Genomic DNA, 25,343 nt, shown 5'->3' with positions numbered 1-25,343 from the left:
GAAGCTAAAAAGGAAATTATTCGATGCATTAAAAGAAAAAATGCATGAAATGTGCGTAATTTTATGAATAAACATACAAGAGTTATATTCTGATTTATATAAAATTGTCAGAGTGCTTATCAATGTAAATAATAAAATATTTCAGGGAGTCTATAATGACTGACAAAAACCAGATTGAGAAAGCTGTTTCACTGGTTGAAGCAGCAAGGCGTTCTGGGGCAGATGCTGCTGATGCCGTTATTGTTCATGCTCATTCTACCAGTGTATCAGTTCGTTTTGGGAAAGTCGAATCAACAGAAGCAGCAGAGAGCAATGATTTTACTCTAAGGGTTTTTGTTGGAAAAAAAGTAGCAAGTGTTTCTGCTAATTTAGCGTCTTATCCGCAAGAACTTGCGGAACGTGCTGTTGCGATGGCTAAAGCTTCTCCCGATAGTTTATTTGAAGGTTTGGCAGATAAAGAGTGTTTGGTTAAGTCTCCTAAAGATCTTGATCTTTTTGATGATTTTGTGCCAAGCAGTCATTTTTTAACAGAAGATGCTTTAAAAACAGAGGCAGCAGCTCTTGATGTTAAAGGTGTAAGTAATTCTGGTGGCGCTGCAACAGCTTATGGTCGGAGTGGGTTTATTCTTGTGACCAGCGATGGTTTTTGTGGAGCCTATCGCTCCAGTTGCTTTTCACGTTCTTGTAGTGCTCTTGCAGGTGAAGGCACACAAATGGAGCGGGATTATGATTATACAACAGCCTTACATTTTTCTGATTTAGAGGCAGCAGAAACTGTTGGAAAGAATGCAGGGTTTGGTGCTGTCCGACGTTTGGGTGCAGTTCGTGCGGCGACTGGGGGCGTTGATGTTATTTTTAATCCGCGTACGGCTCGCGGAATTGCAGGGCATATCGCATCTATGGTCAATGGAGCCTCTGTAGCTCGTAAAACAAGTCTTTTACAGAATTTCCTAGGCAAGGAAGTGATGAAGCCTAATGTTAATGTAACCGATCAACCTTTGCGATTACGTGGAAATGCTTCTCATCCTTTTGATGGAGAAGGGGTAGAGGGGCAAACACTCAATATTATTGAAAATGGTATTTTAAAAAATTGGCTTCTTTCATCATCTACAGCACGTGAATTGGGACTTAAAACAAATGGACACGGTGTGCGTTCGGCATCATTAGTGCAGCCGACAAGTACAAATTTTGCAATTGAACCGGGTTTAGTATCGCCTTGCGATATGATAAAAGATTTGCGAAATGGATTTTATGTGACCGAATTATTCGGTCACGGCATTGATTTTATTACTGGTCAGTATAGTCGTGGGGCTTCCGGTTTTTGGATTGAAAATGGTGAAATTGCTTATCCGGTGAGTGAAGTAACGCTAGGTTCTGATTTGCTTCATATGTTAGCACATTTAACACCTGCCAATGATATTGATCGGCGTTATGGTACGGCGGCTCCAACATTGTTAATTGAAGGGATGACACTTGCAGGAAAATAACACGCATCATTCTTCTGATTTAAATCTTTTGCGGGATGTTTGTCGAGAGGCAGGAGATTTAGCAATGCGGTATTTTGGATGCACGTTGGATGTTTGGATTAAAGAGGGGAATTCACCGGTCAGTGAGGCAGATTTTGCTGTTGATCATTTTTTGAAAGAGAAGCTTCTTGGAGCGCGTCCAAATTATGGATGGATTTCAGAAGAAACAAAAGATAATCGAGAACAACAAGATTATGAACGCTCCTTTGTGGTTGATCCTATTGATGGAACACGAGGTTTTCTTTCTGGCAGTCCTTATTGGTGTATTTCGGTTGCCATTATTGAGAATGGGCGTCCTATTGTGGGCGTTCTACAATGTCCGGCTCAAGGAGATATTTATGCAGCTGTAACGGGTGGAGGGGCAACATTAAATGGGATAAAACTTCCTCGTTTAGCCTCGGGGGGGCATCGAAAATATAAAATTTCGCTTGATAAATCGCTCGCAAAAAAATTACCAGATGATTTTCTCAATCGAGTTAGTCTTTACCATTATCTTCCTTCTCTTGCTTATCGTATTGTTCTTGTTGCTCAAGATGAAATTGATATCGTATTAGTTCGTCCGAATTGTCATGAATGGGATATTGCCGCTGCTGATCTTATTTTGCAGGAGTGTGGAGGGTGTTTTTTATCGCTTGATGCCCCTTTACTATCTTATGGAATTGAACCTTACCAATATGGACTTTTAATTGCTGGTAAAAATAATTGCTGTCAAGATATGATAGATGTTGTTCGTCAAACAAAGTTAGTTTAATCACGTAAAAGCGCGCTAAAATAATCTAAATGATATGGAGGCACATATGACTGAAACCAACGAAAAAAAACAATATTTATATCTTGTATTTGGTGGGGAATTAAAAAATCTTAACAGTAATCAATTTAAGAATCCTGATGATTTAGATGTGGTTGGTATTTTCTCAGATTATCAATCCGCTCAAGAAGCATGGCAGGCAAAAGCACAAAGCAGTGTAGATAATGCATTACAACGTTATTGCATTGTAGATTTGCATCAGTTTCTTGATGCTGAGTTAGGCGATGCAGAGTAAAGCTTGAATATTTGGTCATTATAGCCTGTAGATTGCTTCACGCTTTTGTTTAGTCGTCCTTTTCATAGGTACGTTCTTCGGGTAAAATAGAATGCTGTGAAAAGAATATGCTTGTTGTTTAAAATTCATATGTTTTCTTAAGGAAACATCTTTCAAGGCACCCAAGCACATTCATAATGGTATCCGTGCAAGTTATAAAATCCATTGTTGCACCACCATCTTTGCGGTTAATAAAAATGCAAGACAGTTCTATTAACCTATTTACAACAGCAATATTATCATGACGAGCTATCACTCGAAGTTTATGATTATATTGTGAATAGTCACTCTGCTTTTGAATGGAGTATGAAACATTAATGCGTTCAGATTAATAAAAAGAGTAGCATTATTAATGATACCAATTACTACTCCGTTGAGATTATTAGCACTCCCTACTTATCCATTGGAATTTTTCCAACAAGTTATCACTATAAGCTTAGAAACCATGAAAGTCGTTAGAAACTTACCAAAATTAGAAACTTAGAAAAACTGAATAGATTGATGAAGTTAACTTACCTCATAAGTTTTTTTGAGTACTCGTTTAAAACTACAATCTATAAATTAATCATTTTGTGTTGATTATACACAATCTTAAAAGGAATAATACACCATGCGATCTCCTGAAAAGAGAGGATTTAAAATTTTGAAAACTCTTATTTAAATTGCTTTAAGACTTTTAAGAAATTTTCTATTAAACAAGATTAGATTTTTCTGGATTACCTTTAAGAGATTATATCACAATTTAAAATGAGAACTTTATACCGTTCAAAAGTTTTTTTAAGATTAGTTTTACATATTCATTTTATTGAAATGAAATCATAGAGATTAGGCTTTTTTAAAACATATTTTATTTATTGGCTTTATATAGGTTATAATATTTATATGGATTATTTTTTGAAAAATTGATAATACATAATATATGTAAACATAAGTTTTTTCTTTAAAATACCAACGTGCAAAATTCAAAGTTTTACTAAAATCATAAGAAGTATTTATTCAGTGAGCTGAAAAAAATTGATACAATCTATGTTATAGGTTGTATGATATTTATCATTTATATTTTCAAAATTATAATCGACTGAAATGTAGCTTTGTTATTTTTTGAGTAAGATTTTTTATAGGGTGCAGAATGAAGTGATAAAATCCATATAAGTGACAAAGTTTCATTAAAAGAGATTTAAATAACGTGTATAGGTTATCTTTATAGGAAAATTTTAAAAAAAATATGGCGATAAAATTACGTTTTTTGTCCTTTATGTATTGAATTTTCTCATGGGTGAAGCGTTTTTTATTCAAGATATGGATGATATTAAAAAAATATGGATGTAACTAATAGTGTGAATTTTTTAACAAAATAAGCATATAGATATCTTAAAATAGCTGGAAGAGGTGATTTTAAATGGTAGAATTAAAGGCACATACGGCTCTTTTAAGCTATCGGATGATTGGTTTTTGCTTATGTCCTGTTATTCCTTTTTATTTGTTCTTCCGTGCTATTCGTGGAAAAGAAGAGTGGTGTCGCAAAAAAGAGCGTTTAGGTAAAAGTTCTCATGTACGCCCCCAAGGTTCGTTAGTTTGGTTGCATGCAGCAAGTGTTGGAGAAACACTTGCACTTGTCCCACTTATAAATTATATTTTATCATTGAAAATCAATGTGTTAATGACGACAGGGACTGTGACATCTTCTACTCTTGTGAAAAAACATTTTGGTAATAGGTTGATTCATCAATATGCTCCTTTGGATTTAGATTTTGCAGTGCGCCGTTTTATTAGTCATTGGAAGCCTGATCTCGCCTTGATTTGTGAATCAGAAATTTGGCCTCTTCGTATTAAAGAACTTGCAAAAATGCGTATTCCGCAGATTTTGGTTAATGCCCATATGTCTGAACGTTCTTTTAAAGCTTGGCAAAAACGACGCGTTCTTGCCAAACATATTTTTAAGGATATTGATTTGGCGATTGGTCAAAACGAAAGAGATGTAGCTTATTACCATACACTTGGCGTAAAATCTGTTACGTTTTCTGGGAATCTCAAGGCTGATGTTGTTCTGGTTGAAAATCAAGCATTGCTTGCACGTTATCGTAATGCAATCGGCAATCGCCCAGTTTGGGCAGCTGTTTCAACGCATGAAGGGGAAGAGGAGATTGCTTTTGAGGTCCATAAGATTGTTAAAAATTATTTGCCAGATTTATTAACAATTATTGTGCCTCGTCATCCTGAACGTTCAGAAGATCTTATCAGAAAATGCGATAATAAGGGGTTGCGTTTTATTCGGAGGAGTAGAGATGCTGTTCCAAACATGAATACCGATATTTTATGGGGAGATACAATTGGAGAAATGGGGCTTTTTCTTCGCTTATCGAAAGTTTCTTTCGTTGGTAAGTCGTTATGTGGAAATGGTGGACACAATCCATTGGAATTGGCTTTGCTTGGTTCCGCTATTTTGACAGGGCCCCATGTTTCAAATTTTCAAGAGATGTTCGAACAATTTTTAACGCATGATGCAGCATATATAGTTCAAGATACAAAACAGCTTGCTATTCAGGTGTATAAGCTTTTAACAAATGAAACATTGCGACAAGAAATGGTTGATAAGGCTCATGAAGTGGCGACAGATATGGCAGGTGCACTTGAGCGCACATTAAAGACTTTAGATCCATTTTTACAACCCCTTGTAATACAAACGGGTTTACGTCAGCGTCAGGGTAGATATGCATATTAGCGCCCCCCATTTTTGGTGGAAAAATAAAAGCTTTTTGCGTTTTGTATTAGCTCCAGTTTCATGGGGGTATGGTTATTTTTCAAGTCGTTTTATGACAAGACAGCCTTCCGTGATTGATTTGCCAGTTTTGTGTATTGGAAATTTTACATGTGGCGGTGCGGGTAAAACGCCGGTTGTTATTGCTTTTACCAAAGTGGCTAAAGAACTTGGTTTCGTACCTGGTGTTGTATCACGTGGTTATGGTGGATCAGTTAAAGGGGTACATCTTGTAAATGAGAAATATGATACTCCACACAATGTTGGAGATGAGGCACTTTTACTTGCACGGCATGCTTTGGTAGCTGTATCACCTAATCGTTATGCAGCGGCACAACAGCTTAAGCAAGAGGGATGTAATCTTATTTTAATGGATGACGGATTTCAAAGTCGCCGTCTTTATATGGATTATACGTTACTCGTTGTTGATGCGATGCGCGGTTTTGGTAATGGAGCTGTCTTTCCAGCAGGACCTTTGCGCGTACCATTAAAAACGCAGTTTTCTTTTATGGATAGTGTTTTATTGATTGGTCATTCCGATGCGCCTGATAATGTTTCTTTTCTTGTTTCTCGTACTGGAAAGCCTTTATATCGTGCTCATCTTAAAGCCAGTGCCTCTGATGAGGTTTCAGGAAAATCATTTTTGGCATTTGCCGGTATTGGCAATCCAGATAAATTTTTTAAATCTATTAAAGAATTATCTGGTCATGTGGTGCAAACTTACATGTATCCAGACCACTATTTTTTCACAGATAAAAATTTAAAAAGCCTTATACAAAAGGCTAAAATGCACAATTTATGGCTAGCAACAACAGCTAAAGATTATATCCGTATACAGACAATTCACACGCAAAAAGATTTTAAAAATCTTATTGTCTTTGATGTGAATGTCGATTTTGTTCAAAAAGATTTCTGTCGTATGGTCCTTGAGGAGGTCATGACCCGCTTTAGAAAACGTTCCCTTGAATTTTCTTGTCTAAAAGGTAAAGGCTAAATTTATAGCTTTCGAGGGTTTATTTTTCTTTTGTTTTTAACAATTGCTTGAGATATGGGTTGCACTCAAGTTCGCGCTGATAGGAGATTTCACAACTAGCATATGCTTCTTGACGGTGATGATTCCAATATTTTAAATCATCTATAGGGATTTTTTGTCCGCTAACAGCACAAATGGTGTAGGTACCATATTCTATAATGTCATATCCATTATTAGAATAATGAATTTTTGCTTCGCGTTCACTATCGGAAAACATTATAATTCCTTTTTACTAATACAAGAGATTCAAGAAAAGTGCCATAAGATATATTATAAAGTCGAGAGTTAATTTAAAAATATTTTTCTTGTCAAAATAGTTAAGAGTTTATTTTCTGCCAAATAGCCGTTCTATATCTGCCAATTTGAGTTCAATATAAGTAGGGCGTCCATGATTACATGTACTTGTATTGGGTATTGCCTCCATTTGTCGCAACAGTGTGTTCATTTCTTCGGGACGTAAAAGGCGCCCTGACCGTATTGAACCGTGACAAGCCATCGTTGCTGCAACATAATCAAGCATTGCTTTTAAATTGTTTGTTGTATCATACTCAGCGGCTTCATCTGCAAGATCTTTAATAAGGGCTTGGACGTTGATCTCTCCTAACATGGAAGGTGTTTCACGCACAACAATTGCTCCTGGTCCAAATGGTTCTATTCCTAATCCAAATTTTTGCAAAGCATCTTTATGCGTTAAAAGGCATGTTGCATCCTCTTCAGAGAGTTCTACAATTTCAGGAATAAGTAATAACTGTGAAGGAAGCGGTTTGGAATAAAGTGCATTTTTGAGTGCTTCATAAACCAATCGTTCGTGAGCTGCATGCTGATCGACAATGATCAAACTATCTTGTGTTTGGGCGATAATATAGTTTTTATGGATTTGTGCTCTGGCCGCTCCTAGTGGATAAGATAACTCTTCTGATGAAGATGTAGTGTTTGGAATGTATGTATCCCCACTTGGTATATTTAAGCCCTCCATAATAGGAGTAGCATCTTCTTTTAAACCAAAAGAACTAGTAATATCCAATGGTTTGTGAACCATTGAAGCAGCGGCAAAATGATGAGGTTGTGGGCTATAAGAAGAGGACTGGTGCGTGTTCTTAAAATTGCCTAACGGTTGTTGTGCCAATGGTTTTTGTATTTGAAATGCAGCTAGCGTTGCTTCAGAACGGGTTGAAGTAGGACGAATACCAGATTGCTGTAATGCTTCACGAATAGCTCCAACGATCAAACCACGAATTAATCCTGGATCACGGAATCGTACATCAGCTTTGGCTGGATGTACATTAACATCTACCTCAGCAGGTGGGAGATCAATAAAAAGAATAGCGACAGGATAACGATCTCGTGTCATCACATCAGCATAAGCGCCCCGGATAGCGCCCCATAGAAATTTATCACGCACGGGACGCCCATTAACATAAGCAAATTGATGAAGACTATTATTTCGGTTGAAAGATGGCAAACAGGCAAAACCCGTTAAGCGCACTGCTTCGCGTTCAGCATTCAGTGCGATGCTATTAGGGGCGAATTCTTTTCCCATAATTTGCGTAATACGTTGTAATTGTCCTTGAATATTATTTTCTGTAGCGGACAGTTCCATAGATGTTCTGTCTAGTCCTGAAAGAGAAAAGCGGATATGTGGAAATGCGATAGCAATTCGCTTAATCATATCGCTAATAGCATTTGTTTCAGCTCGATCGGTTTTCATAAATTTTAATCGTGCCGGCGTGACAAAGAAAAGATCACGAACTTCAACAATTGTTCCAAGGTTTGCAGCAGCTGGTTTGGGTCCTACAATTTTTCCTGCAGTAACGGAAATTTCAGCAGCGCTCTCAGCATCTTTTGTTCGTGAAATGAGTTTAAGTTTAGCAACAGAACCAATAGAGGGGAGGGCTTCTCCTCTAAACCCAAGGAAGCAGATATTGTGTACGTCATCGGTAATCTTTGAGGTACAATGGCGAGAAACTGCTAAAGTTAACTGATCTGCAGGAATTCCGTAACCATTATCACTCACCTTTATAAAATTTTTTCCACCATTTGCTGTAATAATTTCGATGCGTGTTGCACTAGCATCAATAGCGTTTTCAACAAGTTCTTTGACAACATTTGCTGGTCGTTCAATAACTTCACCAGCGGCGATTTGATTAATAATATTTTCGCTAAGATGGCGTATAATCATAATAAATTCTAACAGGAATCTTAAGGCTTCTATAGAAAATTATGATAACATCATTTGCGCGACATTCAAGAATAAGAGAGTATGGAAGGTATTATTTTTTACAATACCTCCTATTTTATTTTATGTTAACAAATCGGTTGGAAAAAACACAAAAAATAGTTTTTATCACCTTAAAATAGCTTGCACCAATTTATCATCTAGGTCAAAAAAGAAACAATGTAAAAAGGAAAGGCAATATATATGGCGCGTATAAGCGGTATTTTAGCAGATAGTGATATACAAGCTTTGATTGAGAATAACTTTCTCAAGGCTCAGTATCCATTTGATAGATTTCAAATACAACCAGCAAGCCTTGATCTTCGTTTAGGGGAGAAAGCTTATCGTATACGTGCTTCTTTTATGCCGGGCCCTAATACAAAAGTTTTGGATAAGCTTGAACGGTTAAAGTTACATGAGTTTGACTTACGAGACGGAGCCGTTTTGGAAACGGGGTGTGTTTATATTGTTCCTCTTTTGGAAAATTTAGCTTTACCAGAATTTTTATCTGCTGTTGCCAATCCCAAAAGTTCTACAGGCCGATTAGATATTTTTACGCGTGTCATTACGGATAATGCTCAGGAGTTTGATAAAATTTGTGCTGGTTATCATGGTCCTCTTTATTTGGAAATTAGTCCACGCACATTTCCAATTTTGGTGCATAAAGGCTCACATTTATCACAGCTTCGGTTTAGAAAAGGGCAAAGTTATTTAAATGAAGTTGAGTTACACACTTTGCAAAAGCAAGAAACACTGATATCGGAGGATATTCCTAATATTAGCGCTGGTGGTATTGGTCTTTCCATTAATTTAAAGGGAGACGAAAACGGCCTTATAGGTTATCGTGGTAAACATCATACAAGTGTTATTGATATTGATAAACGTGCTGTTGCCCACGTTTTAGATTTTTGGGAACCTCTTTTTGATCGTGGTCAAAGGGAGTTGGTTCTTGATCCTGATGAATTTTATATTTTAGTTTCACGAGAGTCTGTTCATGTGCCTCCGCTTTATGCTGCAGAAATGACTCCTTTTGATCCTTTAGTTGGTGAGTTTAGGGTGCATTATGCAGGCTTTTTTGATCCAGGATTTGGGCATATGGAAGCGGGTGGAAAAGGAGCAAGAGCGGTTTTAGAAGTGCGGAGCCATGAAGTTCCTTTTATCTTAGAGCATGGTCAAATGATTGGCCGTTTGGTCTATGAGCATATGCTTAATCGACCATCAACCCTTTATGGACATGATGTTGGATCACATTATCAAGCACAGGGTTTAAAGTTGTCCAAGCATTTTAAATGAGTTGGAAACTACGAGTTTTGATAACATGTATGCAGAAAGTGTATTTTGGATAAAAGAAAATTTTGTTCTTCGCAAAATTGGCGCCATTCATTCTATTTTTAGTTTCCAAAGTTATTGCATCCCTTGCATTTGAGAGGCATTTTTACTTCTTTTTTTCAAGAGGTTTTATCTATACGAACTTCGTTTATGATGTGCAAAAGAATAGTTTTGATTATTTCATCATGAAAAAATCTAAAATGAAAGAATTTTACTATATTCAATATGTTATTCGTATTTATTGATTATAATAAATCAATAAATTACTAAAATTCAATATAACAGTAACGTATTTGTTTTTCAAAGTAAACATGCGAGATTGGATGCTGCTATTGCTCCATTTTTCTAGAGCTTGAATGACCAGTATATTTTATTTCGTATAAAAATTATCCTTGAAAGCCAATAAAGAAGTTTTTCACTACAGTTTAGTAACAATTTTTTTAATAAACATTGTTCTACTTTTAGTAACTCATTTATAGCTTCAAGATATAAAATATTGCTAGAAAATTATTCAATTCAATATGGAAAGCTTCTACTCGTATGAACATTAAAAAAATTTTTTATGCTTTATGTGAATTAGGCACTGTATATTTTTATAAACTTTCATGAATAAGTAACAGGTCTCAGTTTTGAGTATTGATATAAGAAGATTTCTGGATGTATGCGACAGCTTTATTTCCAGTATTAATAAAGTATTTTTTTATCTTTTGGGGGAGATTATGGTTTATACTTAATGACTACAGGATCTATATTCTTATAACCGATAATTTAAGGATCTTTGGAGGGAGAAACGACTTTAAATTATAACTAATTAAGCTGCGGAGCAATCGCTTTCGAAGAGGTATTCGTTTAAAGAAAGTATAATATTTCAATTGTACATGAACAATATATGAGAGGATACGTTATTAATGATACCCCATACTGTGAGATTTTAAATTTGGATAGGAGAAATAAAGACATTGTTTTTATCAATTAGTTTTTTTAGAAAGTTGCAATCTCTGTTGCTTCTATCTATTCAATAGAGCGTTTTGGGAGAATATCGAGTAGGAAGGTACACGGGTTCGCTTTTATGCGTTTTAGTATGTCTTCTCTTTTTATTTAGGAACAATGGTGCCATCAATGATTATTTCTTCAACACTTGATTATCGTAAGGCGGCAAAGCGTCGTCTTCCTCCCTTTCTTTTTCACTATATTGATGGTGGGGCTTATGCTGAAGAAACGATGCGACGTAACTGTACAGATCTTCAAGCTCTTGCACTGCGTCAAAGGATTCTGAGGCAAGTTGGTGAAGTTGATCTTTCAATCAAGCTTTTTGAACAGACACTTGATTTACCGATTGTACTTGCACCTGTTGGGCTAACGGGCATGTATACACGTCGTGGAGAGGTAGAAGCGGCGCGTGCCGCAGCGGCAAAAGGGATTCCTTTTACTCTATCCTCTGTTTCAGTTTGTCCCATTGCGGAAGTGCAAGAAGCGGTTGGAGGTGCATTTTGGTTTCAACTTTATGTTCTCAAAGATCGCGGTTTCATGCGTGATGCACTAGAACGGGCTTGGTTAGCTGGTGTACGTACGTTGGTTTTTACAGTTGATATGCCAGTTCCTGGTGCACGTTATCGTGATGCGCATTCGGGGATGTCTGGTCCTTATGCTGGATTACGTCGTTTTTTACAAGCGTTTACTCATCCATATTGGGCTTGGAACGTTGGTGTTATGGGGCGCCCCCATGATCTTGGAAATGTCTCCACTTATCTCAAAAAGAAAATTGCATTGGATGATTACGTTGGTTGGCTTGGTGAAAATTTTGATCCATCAATTGGTTGGCATGATCTACAATGGATTCGCGATTTTTGGAAAGGAAAAATGATTTTGAAAGGTATTCTTGATCCAGAAGATGCACGAGAAGCAGTAAAATTTGGTGCGGATGGTATTGTTGTTTCTAATCACGGTGGACGTCAGCTTGATGGTGTATTATCAACAACACGAGCGTTGCCTGCAATTGCGGATGCTGTAAAGGATCATTTGACTATTTTAGCGGACTCAGGTGTTCGTTCTGGTCTTGATGTTGTACGCATGATAGCACAAGGTGCGGATGCTGTTATGATTGGCCGTGCTTTTGTTTATGCGCTTGCAGCAGCAGGTAAGAAAGGTGTTATGCATCTCCTTGATCTTTTTGCCAATGAAATGCGGGTAGCTATGACACTGACCGGTACTCAGACAATCAAAGATATTACACGCAAGAGTTTAGTAAATATAGATGTTTTTAAGCAATGAAAGCAATATGTTATACTGCTTTCAGAAAAAGAAAGTCTTTTTATAGAGGAGCATAATTATATATTTTACAAATATGTTGACAGTTAAATTTAAATAGAAAAGATCAAAAAGCTCCTCTATAAAATCACAGAAAATACTCGGTAATTACAATAATATTAACGCAAAAATCTTAATAATAATAAACACAAAAAAAATACTAATAACATTGCATACATCTTTTACTTACTTTATTAAAAGCTCATTCTATGGATAAAAAGGAACAAGCGCTGATATTAAAGGTAAAACAACTGTTGATATAGAAAAAATAGATATAAATAATGCTGTGAGCATTTTTCCCTCCTATATATAAAAATATAACATGTTAATTACTTCTTTCCCACATTAGCATAAAACGTAAATTTATAAGCTTCATTTAGTTTTATTTTAATATAGAATAATATTAATTATGGTATATAAATAAAATTATTAAAAATGTCAATATGTATTTATTGAAAGCTATAATTATAATAAAAATGGATCTAATAAATAATATTTCTATAATCTATATATTATTTATATTAATTTTATTGGATAATATATTATATGGGTATGATATTGTTTTTATGGAGTACATTTTTAAGCAATGAAAAAAATACCCATCCAATCTTTAAAAAAGCTCGTTTACTGAGAGCAAGACTGCGTGAATTAATGTGCTTTTCTTTCTTATTTTCTTGCATCCTCAATGAGTTATGATGTTTTTGAACTGGCGAACATATTAGGAAGCAGTTGAATATTTTTTGTATAGTATGTCATTGCTAACACTGTTTATGCTTTCTCTATTGATTGCATAATTTATTAAAAATCCAGTTTGTTTTTATTGCAGATGGGGTCGTTAGGTATTCCTAATGATACAAATTGGCATAGAATGTTTTGTTCTATAAGCGATTTAACAATTGCATCTCTAGGCTTCTCCATTGATACTATGCTCTTCACAGACAATAACAGATTGGTGAGATTGGCATAACTCTAGCACAGATATATTATCTCAAAGTTGAATTGTTGGCACACTTGTAAACGTTGGGATAACTTTATGTTTTTTGAAGCTCTACAGCAATATCAAGACAAATCTGAACAGGTTCTTCAGTAGCAAGTAAGAGAACACCTTTCCCTTTTTAAACAGAAGTTTTTCTGATATCAATTTTTAAAGCATTTTTATGAATATTCATAACAGCGTGTTTTTCAAATCTATATAAACGGGTACAGGATTACTCAGAGTGGAAAAAATTACAGTTTCCATTTGATCGAATTACTCTCATAAGTAATTGGATAATATTTACTTTATCGCTGAATAAAAAAGAAAAGTTTTCTTTCTTTAAATAGAGGATGTGTTGTCATCTAGCCAATAGGGATAGTTTGCGAGAAATTTGTTCGATGCAAGACAACTTAACATTGCAGCTACTTTTTATCATTTGAAGCTGTGAAAAGAAGGCTAAGATAGATGAAAGAATGTAAAAAATAATGGATACATTTTAAGATAAAAAATTATAATTCTGTTAATTCCACAACAGTTGCTGCTGATATTGGTAACAAAAGAAATTTGACTAAAAAAATTATCAAAATTATTGAGGATATTTCTCATAGCATGTAGACTAAATCTTTTGTTGGTATGGCTGGGATTTTCTTTGAGCAGAAATTGATTCTATCCCCTGAAATCAGCAATAATCTCTCAGGTGATGTCGTAAACTTTTTGGGGATGTTACAACGCTACTATCGTCCTTTTATGAAAAATGCTAGCATTTCAGATGAGTAGCTGTGAGGAGTTTCAACGTTTAATACAGCAAGAGCCAGCAACTCTCACGGATTTAGAACAGGCTTCAAGGTTTTTATATTTACAGCGATTAAGTTTTAGAGGGAAGGTAAATCGTACGATGAGAGTTGAAATCCGTCGTAGCGCGTGGGTTTAAGTCTTTCCAATTTGAAGGCGTGCTAAAACTTATTTGCCTTTGTTTAGCAGGTGTTAGCATTGAACATTTAAACTGGTCTGATTTTATTGTGCGTTATGATCATCTAAAAACTTGTTTTATCTTTCACCACTTTATTGTGGTTCTGAAGGTTATTCCAGAAAAGCTTTTTATAAGCGGGAGAATTATCAGCCGATGTCTAAGCTGCTTGCATAAATAAAAGGGAGGTTTCTTTTGTCTTTAAACAATATGCTAGAAATTCAAAAAACTTTAGTTAACTTCATAAAAGAGATGACATCATCTTATACAGATTGCTCTTCAAATAATACAATTTCTGGTAAGGAATGAGGCATCACCAATTTTGATTTCTAAAAAAGAAACAATACGCATTAAAGAGTCTTTAAATTTGTAGACTTTTTGAGAATCCTTTCAGAATCTTTTGAAAAAAGTGAACTGATAGAAGATTTGCTATCAAAATATAGAAACTTTTCTAGCAAGTTACGAATAAATCTAAAAATATATATTAAATATAAAAAACAGAGTGACATGCTTGTAGACTGGGCTTTAGAAACAAGAATCAAAATGTATAAAGATGCATAGAGGCAAGATTGGTACAGATCATTTTTATGATTCAATAAAAAATAAAAACTAAAGAAAAAATTCTATATCAAAAATTTAAGGTGGTTTAAAAGGTGGACGGGCAATGCATAGAAGGATGAACGAGAAGGTGAATTAGGTGAGGGCGATTTATAGATTATCAGCATCTTTTGTAAAAGTATCTTCCTAAGGTAAATATTGTGATGAAGTAAGATTGTGGTTGAATGTTCGAAAAGATAATACGCACTCTTAATTTTTCCGTTATACACATCACAATAAACGCCGTGAAAGGCACGTTACAAACTTTCTCTAAAAGCAGCATATGAGTTTGCAAGATATTACAGTGATATTTTAAAAGAAGGTAATGGTCCCATTTTATTTCAGGAACAAGTTATCTTACAACAGCAAAGCAATATTTTTCAAGAAATTGCAAAAACGGCTTTTGAAAGCAAAAAAGCAGAGTTGAAAAATGAAGGTAAAAACGGTTGCTGGTTTTCTCCACTAGAGTTTCATGTTATTTCCCACATAGGGAATTTACTACAGAAAAATTAACAGCCAATATCACTCACAATGTTTTTGCGCCACTTTAGCATGAAAAAGCAGATACCGTGCGAAACTATTTGTCTTATCTTCAACATCATTATTACAATTAGAAAACTGAAACAACGTCATTCACAAATCACATAAAAGCTGTCCATTATTCATTATACAATCCCGTAGATTGTTTTTCTTAAGCATGCCAAACCCTATTTTGTTGAAGACAGAACGTTGTTTATCATTAGTTCTTTGAACGACGATAGCAGTGCAATCCGTAAAATCTTTTCTCATCTTCTTTTGGTAGGATAACAAAGATGCTCTTAGAATACATCAATAGACTCAATCACTTTATACAAATATAACCTTGTTGAATTCTTTCGCTTCAACTCAGACATCTCCGTCACTCTAATTAAATCCAATCGACCACCAGAGTGTTTTTATCCTTTAAGTTCTTTTACTTTTAATCTGAATATATCGACCTCTTTCAAATCTTTTCATTGATTAATGTTTCAGAGGAATTGTATCTTTAGCACTTTATTTTCCGTTTATGTCTCCAACCACATAGACCTGCACCTTGTTCATTATGTTTTAAATATCTCTCGCCAAATTTGGATTAATCACATTGATATCTTGTCGATTCAAATAAATTGGCAGCCATCCAATACAAGAAGTTCGTTCATTCGTCGCGCAGCCAGTTAGAAAGCTTAGTACGCATAGCAGCATCACTTTTCTTATTAATCTTCATTTTCTACCTTAAGCCGTGTTGTCCTATCTTGAAAGCTTCCTTTGTTTGCTTTTGCTTCTCAACTTGTTTCCCAAGAAAAAAGGCTTTCACTAAAGCTATAAGAAAAGTTGCTATGGTCACTGACGTCATTGTTAGATATTTTTTTATCCATAAGATCATAGGCGGTGTTCTTGAAAGCGTTTAGCAATGTATACCATAGCTGTACAAGCAGCTAAAACCATAATGCCTGCTAAAACCCATTGAACAGGACCATTTCCTGAAAAAAGCCCTCCAAGCCCTGAAAAAGAACCTATGATTGGTGCAAGAGCTTCTACTTTGCAAATACCTGTCACACCTTCTGATTCTACTACATGATAATTTGGGGCAACATGAGATCCTTTCGCCCATAATCCTGCTTCGGCTGCTCGGCGATTGACAAGACCTTGGATACGTTTTCCTCCTACTCTTGTCCATTTTTGCAATTCAGTTGGTACCACTTCATATGCACCTTTATTGAGCTTTTTTAAAAGTGTAGAATTGCAAAAGGCTGTTATTCCTACGTTATAGCAAAATGATACTAATGCCGCGAATTGTTCATTGTTTAAAGGAACGGTAACGGCTTTTTCAACAACGAGTTCACACTCTCTCAAATCCTGACAAAGGATTTTTTCAGCTTCTTTTTCCGTAATTTGCATGTCTTTGTGGACGCTTGGAGCACCAGCAGCATTTGTATGTCCATAACCAATTGTCCATACACCACCAGAATATTCATAAGCCGATAAACGTAAGCCTTCCAATTGCTTAATCAATGCAAGCCCTTCTTTTGATATTTTTCGCATTATTCTTACCTATAAAAAAACTACACAAAGCAGGATATGAATCGAAAACTTACATCTACTCATTTTTAAGAACAGAACAGCGAAAGGGCATAATAAATTCAAAATCTCCATAGTGAGTTATGTTAAAACCCATATCGTTTTTTGAACAAATATTATGCTAAACACCATTCATTTTGCAGCAATTGATCTCCATCTCAATATAATAACTTTATAATAAATCCATTTATAATCAGATAGATTTTACTCATAAATTCTTACAGTTGATCCAGAATGATTTAGAAGAACTTTACTTAAAAAAACTTCAATAATCCTGATGAAAAAAAGCATTTTTTAACAAAAAAATAAGAGATATAATAAGTAATGAAATAATAGGTATTGATTTTCAAGTAATTGCATAACCCATAACTTACACCATAGAATTATTTTCATAAAAACAAAAAAACATTACAGTTGAATATTATAGATCTACAAATTATCTTAGAATCAATACGATATACACATAACGTATTATACATATTTAATCAAAAAATCTATAGTGAATTTAACTGTTATTTATTTTTTCCTCTAATTGCTTAATTTTCTTAAAAAATATCTTTATGAAGGATTTTAAATAAAATGTTATATAAAAACATAATCGATATTTTCTCCCTCTCTAGTAGTCTGTTTCCAACTAAAACAATATAGTAGTGGAGCATATTCAATATATGGACCAATGATATTGGATAGTGTTGTAAAGAATATTGTATTGTAATAAACTTGAATGATGATTTCGGTTTCATATATTTTTCCATATGAATAATGCTTTCGTCTTTTTCATATGAAGTGTTTTATGGGGCATTCGGGGACAATGGTATCATCTTTGTCTAGTGTTGTATTGGCTACGTTTCCAGAAGCGTCTTAAACAAATCAATCAAGCTATTGAAATCTTTTTAGAGGCAATAGTACAAGAGATACAAAAGATTTTAACAAAAAGCCGCTTGAAGATATGGGAGGTTCTCTCCTCCTAGCATCTCCGCCCATTTACATAACATAAAAAAGAGAAAGGTAATGAGATGATATTTGATGATGGCGATAGATATGTAACAACCCGTGAATGTGTACAGCTTTTTAGTGTATCCACAACAACGATTCGCAATTGGGTGCTTCAGGGGTTGTTTCCGGAGCCATATAAGCTAGGGAGAGCGGTGAGGTGGAGAAAGAAAGAGATCTTAGCCTTTACTCCAAAGAAATAAGAACAAATTAGGTAAAATTATATAAACTGTAGAAGGTGGTCTTCAAACAGATAATTAAATAAAAATCCATATGTTCTAATATGAAAAAGAGAAAATGCGGTGCCGCATGCCGGATTCGAACCAGCGACCCCATCATTACGAATGATGTGCTCTACCAACTGAGCTAATGCGGCATAGGTTTGTAAATCAATGAGACAAAACTAATTTGAGGGTAATAGCTAAAAGTACGTATAAAAGCAAGAATGCATTTTTTCAATAATTTATAAAATATGATAATAATTTGCAGGAGAAGTATGTAAAAGTCAGAGGACAGTATTCTTTGATCTTAATACTATAAATGCTTTCCAATTTACGATAGCACTCAAATTAAGAAGCTGGGAATGTAGATCCTTAGGATGGAAAATGGTGTCAAGATAACTTAGTAAAGATAAAAACATTTCTGATTCTTAAGAAAGAAATTTGTTGAATAAGTGATTAGGAAAATAAAGATCATTATAAACCCTTTATAATGTGCAAATAAGATGAGTAGAATTAGTTGAAAAGTTACTTCTCATTTTTAGGGGAAGAAAAAGGGGGAGGATTAATAAAATTAATCACGTTTTTTTATTTAAGATGGAGTAAGAATCATGTCGGATGAAGATCGGCTGATAGAACTAGAAATAAAGCTAGCTTACCAAGAAAAATTCATTGAGGAACTTTCTCGAGTGGTAACGAATCAATGGAAAAGTTTGGATGAGATATCTAAAAAAGTTGATGTTTTAGCGAGACGATTTTCAGATTTAAAAGAACAGAGTGTTACTGAAGCTGTTATTTTACCATTTTCTCAATAGGGAGAAGGTGCTTAAAAATTTTTCTACTAATAGTCTCTTGGATTTTTTTAGATGTAATAGGGTGGATATCACAATGGGAGGAAGGTGCAAAATGTTCTTTATTACAATTGCAATTATTTACAGATTAGTTTTTATTTAACGCATTTTGTTAGATTTGTAGAATAATTTTTATAAGCTTCTTCATTAATTTCAAGAAGTTCCAATTTTATAAGGAGTGCTGATATTAGAAGACGTTTTTTATATGTGATTTCTAGTACTAAAATTAAGAAAAGTTTTTGTAGAGTATAAAAAGCATCCATAAAAATATATGAACTTCAATATGTTAAGTTTTTTCTGTACAGAGTTTTCTATAGATGGGAGTTAGATTTATTCGCTAATTTTTTTAAAGTGATACAAATGAAGTGATGTTATCGTTATCTATAGAAATCATAAGTGAGCGCGTATATTTATAATAAAGCGTTTTAATCCATTCTGATGATCAAGTTATTTTCAGTTGTTTTAATCGGGTGAGGTGCTCTAAGCGATATCGGTTGTGTATAGTACAAAGAGCTCTAGAAGTCTTTTTCAAGATTAAATATATTCTTCGTTATATGTATATGATATTTTGTGAAAAGGTTTTTGTTTTTCGTAATTTAAGATACAAAATACTATTGCTAAAGCACCAAAGATAAACCATGCTGGTAAATAAGTGAGAGTAATGCAAATTGAAGACAGAAAATCAGGCATTACTTTGCATAGAGATTGATTAAGGTGGTAGACATCTGTTTGCAGAAGGTTTATTAAAATTTTATTAAAGGGGGTTGTTGTCCAATGTGATGTGATTACAGAGTGTGCGTTATCAATGACCAATGCTATAATGGTTAGTGTAACGAAAATGAAGGACATTAATTTAAATAAATAGTGGAGCATATTTTTTCTTAAAACTTCAACGGGGCATATGTATAATGCACAAAAAAATAAGGAGTTGCATTATGATAAGAAAATAGGTTTACGTTTGTTTTGTGTTTTTTGAAAAAGGTGCCTAATTTTTCGATAAAAGTTGAGGTTAGGTTCAACAAAAGTAATGAGGCATGATGTTTGAAAAAAAGCACAATGAATTGAAGCGTAGCCTTCAAAATCGCCATATTCAAATGATTGCTTTGGGTGGCGTTATTGGGACGGGACTTTTTTATGGATCAACCGAGGCAATTCAATTAGCTGGTCCCTCAGTCATTTTATCTTATCTTGTCGGCGGGCTTATTATGTATTTCATTATGCGAATGCTTGGTGAAATGTCAGTAGAAGAACCGTCTTCAGGAGCATTTAGTTTTTTTGCTTATAAATATTGGGGGAGATTAGCTGGTTTCATAACAGGTTGGAATTATTGGTTTCTTTATATTCTTGTGAGCATGGCTGAACTTACAGTGATAGGGTTTTACCTTGATCATTGGATTTTGATTGATCACTGGAAGGCATCTTTCGTTGTTCTTTTATTTGTTACATTCATTAACTTGTTTAATGTTCGTTTTTATGGAGAATTTGAATTTGCTTGCGCTTTGATCAAAGTGGTTGCTGTTATTGGTATGATTATTTTGGGAATTTTTCTCATTGTCACTGGACTAGGGGAAAATCAAGCGAATATTCATTATCTTTGGGACCATGGCGGTTTCTTCCCTTATGGAGCAGTAGGGGTTGTTTTAGCGACTTCTGTAGTAATGTTTTCTTTTGGAGGAACAGAGCTTATTGGTATTGCTGCTGGAGAGGCATCTGATCCACAAAAAACAATTCCAGCGGCTATCCGTCAAGTTATGTGGAGAATTATAATTTTTTATATTGGTTCTATCAGCGTTATTATGATAATCAGCCCTTGGAATATGATTGGAAAAAATGGTAGTCCTTTTGTTACAATTTTCGAGACTATAGGAATTCCTGCTGCTGGTCATATTTTGAATTTTGTGGTGATTATGGCTGCTATTTCTGTTTACAATAGTGGCATTTATTCTAATGGACGTATGCTTTATAGTTTAGCTGTACAAAAAAATGCACCACATATTTTTAGTAAACTGAGTGCTGCTCGTGTTCCTTATATTGCTATCCTTTTTTCATCATTCTGTACGGTGTTGATTGTCGTTGTTAATGCTCTTGTTCCTGATAATAGTTTCATGCGGATCATGGCTCTTGCAACTGCAGCAGCAGTGATTACTTGGGCTATTATTGTTATTGTTCATTTGAAATTTCGCAATGCACATAAGAACAAAAAAGGCGACTTTACTTATGCGTTTGGTTTATATCCTTACGCTAACTATCTTTGTCTCTGCTTTCTTGCTTTATTATTTTGCATTATGTTTATCAGTGGTTTTGGGCAAAATGGATTGATGACTCGACTTTTTGATATGATAGGAATAAGCGTGCCTTTTCTTGAAACATATATTCCTGTACAGATGCCTGATATGAGTTTGGCAGTCATTATTATTCCTCTATGGTGCTTATTATTACTTTTAGGTTATAAACTGAAACGATAGAGAAAGAAGAGCTAATAAAAGGGATTGATTGGAATAAATCTTGGGGACTATAAAATTTGATGAGGTAACACAAGTTTTTGGTGATTTGTGTGTTTTAAAAAATATTACTGTACAGCTTACCGAAAAACGAATTGCTGTTATAGGTGCGAATGGTTCTGGAAAAAGTACATTTGTTCGTCTTATTAATGGACTCCAATTACCATCTCACGGTTTTGTAAGCGTTGATGGGCTTGATACCAAGCGCGATGCAAAAGCAGTAAAGCGTAAAGTTGGATTTGTATTTCAGAATCCCGATAATCAGATTGTTTTACCATTAGTTGAAGAGGACTTATCATTTGGTCTCAAAAATTTAAAGCTTAGTAAAGATGAAATTAAGGAGCGTGTAGATGAAATTTTACAGCGCTATGAACTTCAAGACTTCAGAAATCACGCTGTCCATTTATTAAGTGGTGGGCAAAAACAACTCGTTGCTATTTCCGGTGTAGTTGCAATGAAACCAGACTACATTATTTTTGATGAGCCGACGACATTACTTGATTTGCGAAATAAGCATCGCGTTACGCAAGTGATAGAAGAATTACCACAAACGGCAATAGTTGTATCGCATGATTTGGAGTTTTTGAAAAAGTTTGATAGAGTGCTGGTTTTTGATAAGGGGGAGATAGCAATTGATGATGTACCTTTTGTTGCTATCAAGGAGTATATAAGAAGAATGTCATGATCGGTTTATATATTCCAAGGGATACGTTTATTCATAGGTTAAGTCCTGGAGTTAAGTTATTATTTCTTGCGGCGTGTGGAACTTTTATAATAATGGTTTCTTCCATAGCGCTTCTTGGGTTATTTTTGTTGTTGGTCATCTTATTCTATAGAGTCGCCAAGGTCCCTTTCAAAACTGCGATAAAGCAATTTAAATCGATGGGATTGCTTTTAGTTCTTTTATTTGTATTTCAAACTATTTTTAGCGGTTGGCTTACGGGGGTTGAGGTCATATTACGTCTTGTTATCCTCTTTTCTTTATCATCACTTGTTTCATTCACAACAAAAGTTTCAGATATGGTGGATGCAATTGAAGTCGGGCTTCAGCCTTTTTGCTGTTTTGGTATAAATCCATCAAAAGTGAGTATGGTTATCTCTATGGCGATCAGGTTTATTCCTCTTTTGAGTGAAAAGTTTAATGAGGTACATGAAGCACAGCAAGCACGGGGACTTAATACTAACATTGTCGCTCTTGCGATACCTTTAATTATACGAACCATAAGAATGGCTTCAGAAGTGGCTGAAGCATTGGAAGCGCGTTCTTATGATGCTGATACCATTGATACAGCATCTCATAATAATCAAAGTTTTTTATAGTGAAAGAAGAATCAAATGAATACAAAAGATTTAGTTTATATTGCTTTATTTGCCGCTATTTATGCTATTTTGGGACTTTTCCCTTCTATTTATCTTCCTTTTCTTCTAGGGGTACCTATTACAGCTCAATCGATGGGACCGATGCTAGCAGGGTCTATTCTTGGGGCAAAAAGGGGTGCTTTAGCGTCACTCCTTTTTCTTATTCTTGTTGCGATTGGATTACCTCTGTTACCTGGTGGTCGCGGTGGGATCAGTGTCTTTTCAGGGATTGCAAGTGGTTACTTAATAGGTTTTCCATTTGCTGCATTTTTTATTGGTTTAATGGTAGAATTGTTTTGGAAGCGGTTAAATTTTATAACATTATTTGTGATAAATACTGTTGGTGGCATTGGGATAGTTTATTCTTTTGGTGTTCCATGGACAGCGTATATGACCAAAGTCTCTTTACTGAAGGTTTTAATGGCTTCATCAGGTTTTTTGATAGGCGATTGTTTAAAAGTGTTGATTGCATCCTTTGTTGCACTCGCGATTAAAAGATCTGTTCCTCTCATTCATTCAAAGCATAATAAGAACAAGCTAAAATAAATGTATTATTTTGTTATGCTGTTATTATATGATATTCATGTATCACAATAAGTTTACTGAATTTAACCATAGTAATCTATGATGTAATTAAACATTGTAGAATCCAATGTGATTTATATAAGTGATATTATTAAAATAAATTATTATAGTATTTTTCTCTATATCTAAGGCATTTAAAGTGTACTTTTATAAATCTGATACTTTTTATTAATTATACAACAATAGCAAAAGTTTTTTCATAGTGAAGGAATAATTCAGTGAATACAAAAGATTTAGTTTATATTGCTTTATTTGCCGCTATTTACGCTGTTTTGAGTCTTTTTCCTCCTATTTATTTTCCTTTTTTGCTGGGTGTCCCTATTACAGCTCAGTCTATGGCTCCGATGTTAGCAGGCTCTATACTTGGAGCGAAAAGGGGAGCTTTAGCATCACTTCTTTTCCTTGTTCTTATTGCGATTGGGTTACCTCTATTGCCTGGTGGTCGTGGTGGAATTAGTGTTTTTTCAGGAGTTACGAGTGGTTATCTGATTAGTTTTCCATTTGCTGCATTTTTTATTGGTTTAATGGTAGAATTGTTTTGGAAGCGGTTAAATTTTATAACATTATTTGTGATAAATACTGTGGGCGGCATTGGGATAGTTTATTCTTTTGGAATACCATGGGTAGCTTATATGACTCAGGTTCCTTTGCTGACGGTTTTAATAAGTTCATTAGGTTTTTTGGCTGGTGGTTTCTTGAAAGTGCTGATTGCATCCTTTGTAGCGTTGACCATTAAAAAAATCGCTCCTCTCATTCATTCTTAAAAAGGGGTAGTTCTGTACTGAAGAACAATTTTTACCAAATGTATGTGGATTAAAAAGTACCACGGAATACCATTCTGTTTTATTTACTTTTTATTGGTATTTTTATCTGTATAGCTCTCAAAGGTAGCCATACGAAAGTTGAATATTTCGGCACCAAAATTTATTTTTTGCTTTCAGGAGCAGACCCCTAAATAGTCAATTAATATCATTTTATTCAACATGCTTGTAAGTTTTATTCGATTTGCATATTATATGCATAACGCCTTAGGATTATTTATTATTTTTTTAATATTTTCAGTTAATTAATCAATAATTTTTAAAGTATTAAATTATATTAATTGTACAAAAACATCGATAATTCAGTGTTCATTTAAAACTCTTGATGTACATAATACCCTTATAAATGTGTTAATATAAGGTATAAAAATAAGATTTGAGTGGGATGAAGCTAAAACAAAAAATAATCTTAGAAAGCACCGTGTAAGTTTTGAAATGGCTGCATGTGTTTTTTCGGACCCATTCTCCATAGCTAAACAAGATCGTATTGAAAACGGAGAGTATGGTTAGCAAGCTTTAGGGCTCATAGATGTTTTTTTATTATTATTCGTAGCGCATACTGTCCATGACGATAAAGATGGCATAGAGGTAATCCGTATTATTTCAGCACGGCGAGCCAACTTGAAAGAAAGGAAACGTTATAAAGAAGAAAGTTCGTTATGAAATTGAGGTAGGTAACTTATCACCTTTGACAGATAAACAGAGAGTTGAAGTTGATAAACTGGCTGTAATGCCGGACAGTACAATTGATCATAGAGATATTTCGTCACTCAATGATGCATTCTGGAAAAACGCCGTTCTCAATCCATTCTATAAACCAACGAAAACTGTTGCTAACTGTGCGTGTGGATTCAGACATGCTAGCGTGGCTTAAAAGTCAAGGAAAAGCAAAATAAACCTCATTAGCAGAATTTTTTAGACACTAATTCCTCTAACTGTTGGCAAATTTTAAGCCTATTTTACTCTGCCTGCACGGTCATCTCAAGATTGTTGTAGTTGAAGGTGTGATGGAAGATATTACCCTTGATGGGCATAAAGTTGGAAGGAAATCTCAAGGAGAAATCACCACGGCTTTTCCAAACCTTATTGGGAAGCCGACCAATCTGCGCCAGATAGAGCAAGGGCTTG

Annotated in this window: 20 protein-coding genes, 1 tRNA gene and 2 pseudogenes; 19 read left to right on the top strand and 4 right to left on the bottom strand. The window is 34.7% G+C overall.

Annotated elements, in window-relative coordinates; genetic code table 11:
* Positions 1-155 precede the first annotated feature (155 nt).
* From ACFIKQ_RS04360 to lpxK, 6 genes and pseudogenes are all read left to right on the top strand, one after another.
* On the top strand, positions 156-1,487 hold the full coding sequence (locus tag ACFIKQ_RS04360; protein WP_375644615.1) for a TldD/PmbA family protein: 1,332 nt from the start codon (positions 156-158) through the stop codon (positions 1,485-1,487).
* Positions 1,474-2,277, top strand: coding sequence for a 3'(2'),5'-bisphosphate nucleotidase CysQ (locus ACFIKQ_RS04355; protein WP_375652661.1), 804 nt, complete (start codon positions 1,474-1,476; stop codon positions 2,275-2,277). Before ACFIKQ_RS04360 ends, ACFIKQ_RS04355 begins: the two co-directional genes overlap by 14 nt.
* A 46-nt stretch (positions 2,278-2,323) precedes the next feature.
* The gene (locus tag ACFIKQ_RS04350; RefSeq protein ID WP_375635948.1) at positions 2,324-2,569 is read left to right on the top strand and encodes a DUF4170 domain-containing protein; all 246 of its coding nucleotides are present in this window, start codon (positions 2,324-2,326) and stop codon (positions 2,567-2,569) included.
* Positions 2,570-2,828: 259 nt separating this feature from the next.
* A pseudogene (locus tag ACFIKQ_RS04345) lies at positions 2,829-3,092 on the top strand (type ISP restriction/modification enzyme); the annotation flags it as partial.
* 915 nt (positions 3,093-4,007) lie between these two features.
* Positions 4,008-5,330: a lipid IV(A) 3-deoxy-D-manno-octulosonic acid transferase gene (gene waaA / locus ACFIKQ_RS04340; protein ID WP_375635947.1), complete on the top strand. Its 1,323-nt coding sequence runs from the start codon at positions 4,008-4,010 to the stop codon at positions 5,328-5,330.
* Positions 5,320-6,360 carry a tetraacyldisaccharide 4'-kinase gene (gene lpxK, locus ACFIKQ_RS04335; protein WP_375652662.1) on the top strand — a complete coding sequence of 347 codons (1,041 nt, stop codon included), beginning with the start codon at positions 5,320-5,322 and terminating at the stop codon, positions 6,358-6,360. The genes waaA and lpxK overlap by 11 nt, the downstream gene beginning before the upstream one ends.
* A gap of 19 nt (positions 6,361-6,379) precedes the next feature.
* Here lpxK and ACFIKQ_RS04330 read toward each other — a convergent pair whose 3' ends face one another.
* Both ACFIKQ_RS04330 and mutL read right to left on the bottom strand, forming a co-directional pair.
* Complete coding sequence (locus tag ACFIKQ_RS04330; protein WP_273787833.1) at positions 6,380-6,616, bottom strand: DUF2093 domain-containing protein; 237 nt, start codon at positions 6,614-6,616, stop codon at positions 6,380-6,382.
* A 108-nt stretch (positions 6,617-6,724) separates the two neighbouring features.
* Complete coding sequence (gene mutL, locus ACFIKQ_RS04325; protein WP_375656045.1) at positions 6,725-8,578, bottom strand: DNA mismatch repair endonuclease MutL; 1,854 nt, start codon at positions 8,576-8,578, stop codon at positions 6,725-6,727.
* Between the two features lie 240 nt (positions 8,579-8,818).
* On the opposite strand from mutL, the gene ACFIKQ_RS04320 reads away from it, so the two are divergent.
* The 4 genes and pseudogenes from ACFIKQ_RS04320 to ACFIKQ_RS04305 form a co-directional block, all read left to right on the top strand.
* On the top strand, positions 8,819-9,907 hold the full coding sequence (locus ACFIKQ_RS04320) for a 2'-deoxycytidine 5'-triphosphate deaminase (protein ID WP_375656044.1): 1,089 nt from the start codon (positions 8,819-8,821) through the stop codon (positions 9,905-9,907).
* A gap of 1,155 nt (positions 9,908-11,062) precedes the next feature.
* A complete protein-coding gene (gene lldD / locus ACFIKQ_RS04315; protein WP_026500225.1) occupies positions 11,063-12,214 on the top strand; it encodes an FMN-dependent L-lactate dehydrogenase LldD in 1,152 nt (383 codons plus the stop codon).
* A 1,781-nt stretch (positions 12,215-13,995) separates the two neighbouring features.
* Positions 13,996-14,157, top strand: a complete 162-nt coding sequence (locus ACFIKQ_RS04310) for a hypothetical protein (RefSeq protein WP_375635943.1) — start codon at positions 13,996-13,998, stop codon at positions 14,155-14,157.
* A 733-nt stretch (positions 14,158-14,890) separates the two neighbouring features.
* A pseudogene (locus tag ACFIKQ_RS04305) lies at positions 14,891-15,338 on the top strand (integrase); the annotation flags it as partial.
* Positions 15,339-16,188: 850 nt separating this feature from the next.
* Here the strand turns inward: ACFIKQ_RS04305 and ACFIKQ_RS04300 are convergent.
* Entirely contained in the window at positions 16,189-16,851 is a 663-nt protein-coding gene (locus ACFIKQ_RS04300) for a lysozyme (RefSeq protein WP_012754682.1), read from the bottom strand.
* Positions 16,852-17,903: 1,052 nt separating this feature from the next.
* Between ACFIKQ_RS04300 and ACFIKQ_RS04295 the strand changes: the two genes are divergently transcribed.
* Positions 17,904-18,083, top strand: a complete 180-nt coding sequence (locus ACFIKQ_RS04295) for a helix-turn-helix transcriptional regulator (protein WP_375635942.1) — start codon at positions 17,904-17,906, stop codon at positions 18,081-18,083.
* Between the two features lie 100 nt (positions 18,084-18,183).
* Here the strand turns inward: ACFIKQ_RS04295 and ACFIKQ_RS04290 are convergent.
* Positions 18,184-18,256 (bottom strand) — tRNA-Thr (locus ACFIKQ_RS04290).
* 453 nt (positions 18,257-18,709) lie between these two features.
* Between ACFIKQ_RS04290 and ACFIKQ_RS04285 the strand changes: the two genes are divergently transcribed.
* The 8 genes from ACFIKQ_RS04285 to ACFIKQ_RS04250 form a co-directional block, all read left to right on the top strand.
* Positions 18,710-18,913, top strand: a complete 204-nt coding sequence (locus tag ACFIKQ_RS04285) for a SlyX family protein (RefSeq protein WP_012754685.1) — start codon at positions 18,710-18,712, stop codon at positions 18,911-18,913.
* Between the two features lie 1,073 nt (positions 18,914-19,986).
* The gene (locus ACFIKQ_RS04280) at positions 19,987-21,414 is read left to right on the top strand and encodes an amino acid permease (RefSeq protein ID WP_375656071.1); all 1,428 of its coding nucleotides are present in this window, start codon (positions 19,987-19,989) and stop codon (positions 21,412-21,414) included.
* A gap of 40 nt (positions 21,415-21,454) precedes the next feature.
* The gene (locus ACFIKQ_RS04275; protein ID WP_375635941.1) at positions 21,455-22,135 is read left to right on the top strand and encodes an energy-coupling factor ABC transporter ATP-binding protein; all 681 of its coding nucleotides are present in this window, start codon (positions 21,455-21,457) and stop codon (positions 22,133-22,135) included.
* Positions 22,132-22,770, top strand: a complete 639-nt coding sequence (locus ACFIKQ_RS04270) for an energy-coupling factor transporter transmembrane component T family protein (protein ID WP_375635940.1) — start codon at positions 22,132-22,134, stop codon at positions 22,768-22,770. The genes ACFIKQ_RS04275 and ACFIKQ_RS04270 overlap by 4 nt, the downstream gene beginning before the upstream one ends.
* Before the next feature lie 15 nt (positions 22,771-22,785).
* Positions 22,786-23,355, top strand: coding sequence for a biotin transporter BioY (locus tag ACFIKQ_RS04265; RefSeq protein ID WP_375635939.1), 570 nt, complete (start codon positions 22,786-22,788; stop codon positions 23,353-23,355).
* Positions 23,356-23,612: 257 nt separating this feature from the next.
* Positions 23,613-24,158: a biotin transporter BioY gene (locus ACFIKQ_RS04260; protein ID WP_375656043.1), complete on the top strand. Its 546-nt coding sequence runs from the start codon at positions 23,613-23,615 to the stop codon at positions 24,156-24,158.
* Positions 24,159-24,578: 420 nt separating this feature from the next.
* Positions 24,579-24,725 (top strand): BrnT family toxin, encoded by a 147-nt coding sequence (locus ACFIKQ_RS04255; RefSeq protein ID WP_375656070.1) that lies wholly within the window; start codon positions 24,579-24,581, stop codon positions 24,723-24,725.
* 428 nt (positions 24,726-25,153) lie between these two features.
* Positions 25,154-25,343: POTRA domain-containing protein (locus tag ACFIKQ_RS04250; RefSeq protein ID WP_375645039.1), on the top strand; the 190-nt coding region annotated here is incomplete at its 3' end.

Source organism: Bartonella sp. MR63HLJHH (genome assembly GCF_042194155.1).
GTDB classification, from domain to species: domain Bacteria; phylum Pseudomonadota; class Alphaproteobacteria; order Rhizobiales; family Rhizobiaceae; genus Bartonella; species Bartonella grahamii.
This window is presented reverse-complemented; position numbering and strand designations above follow the sequence as displayed.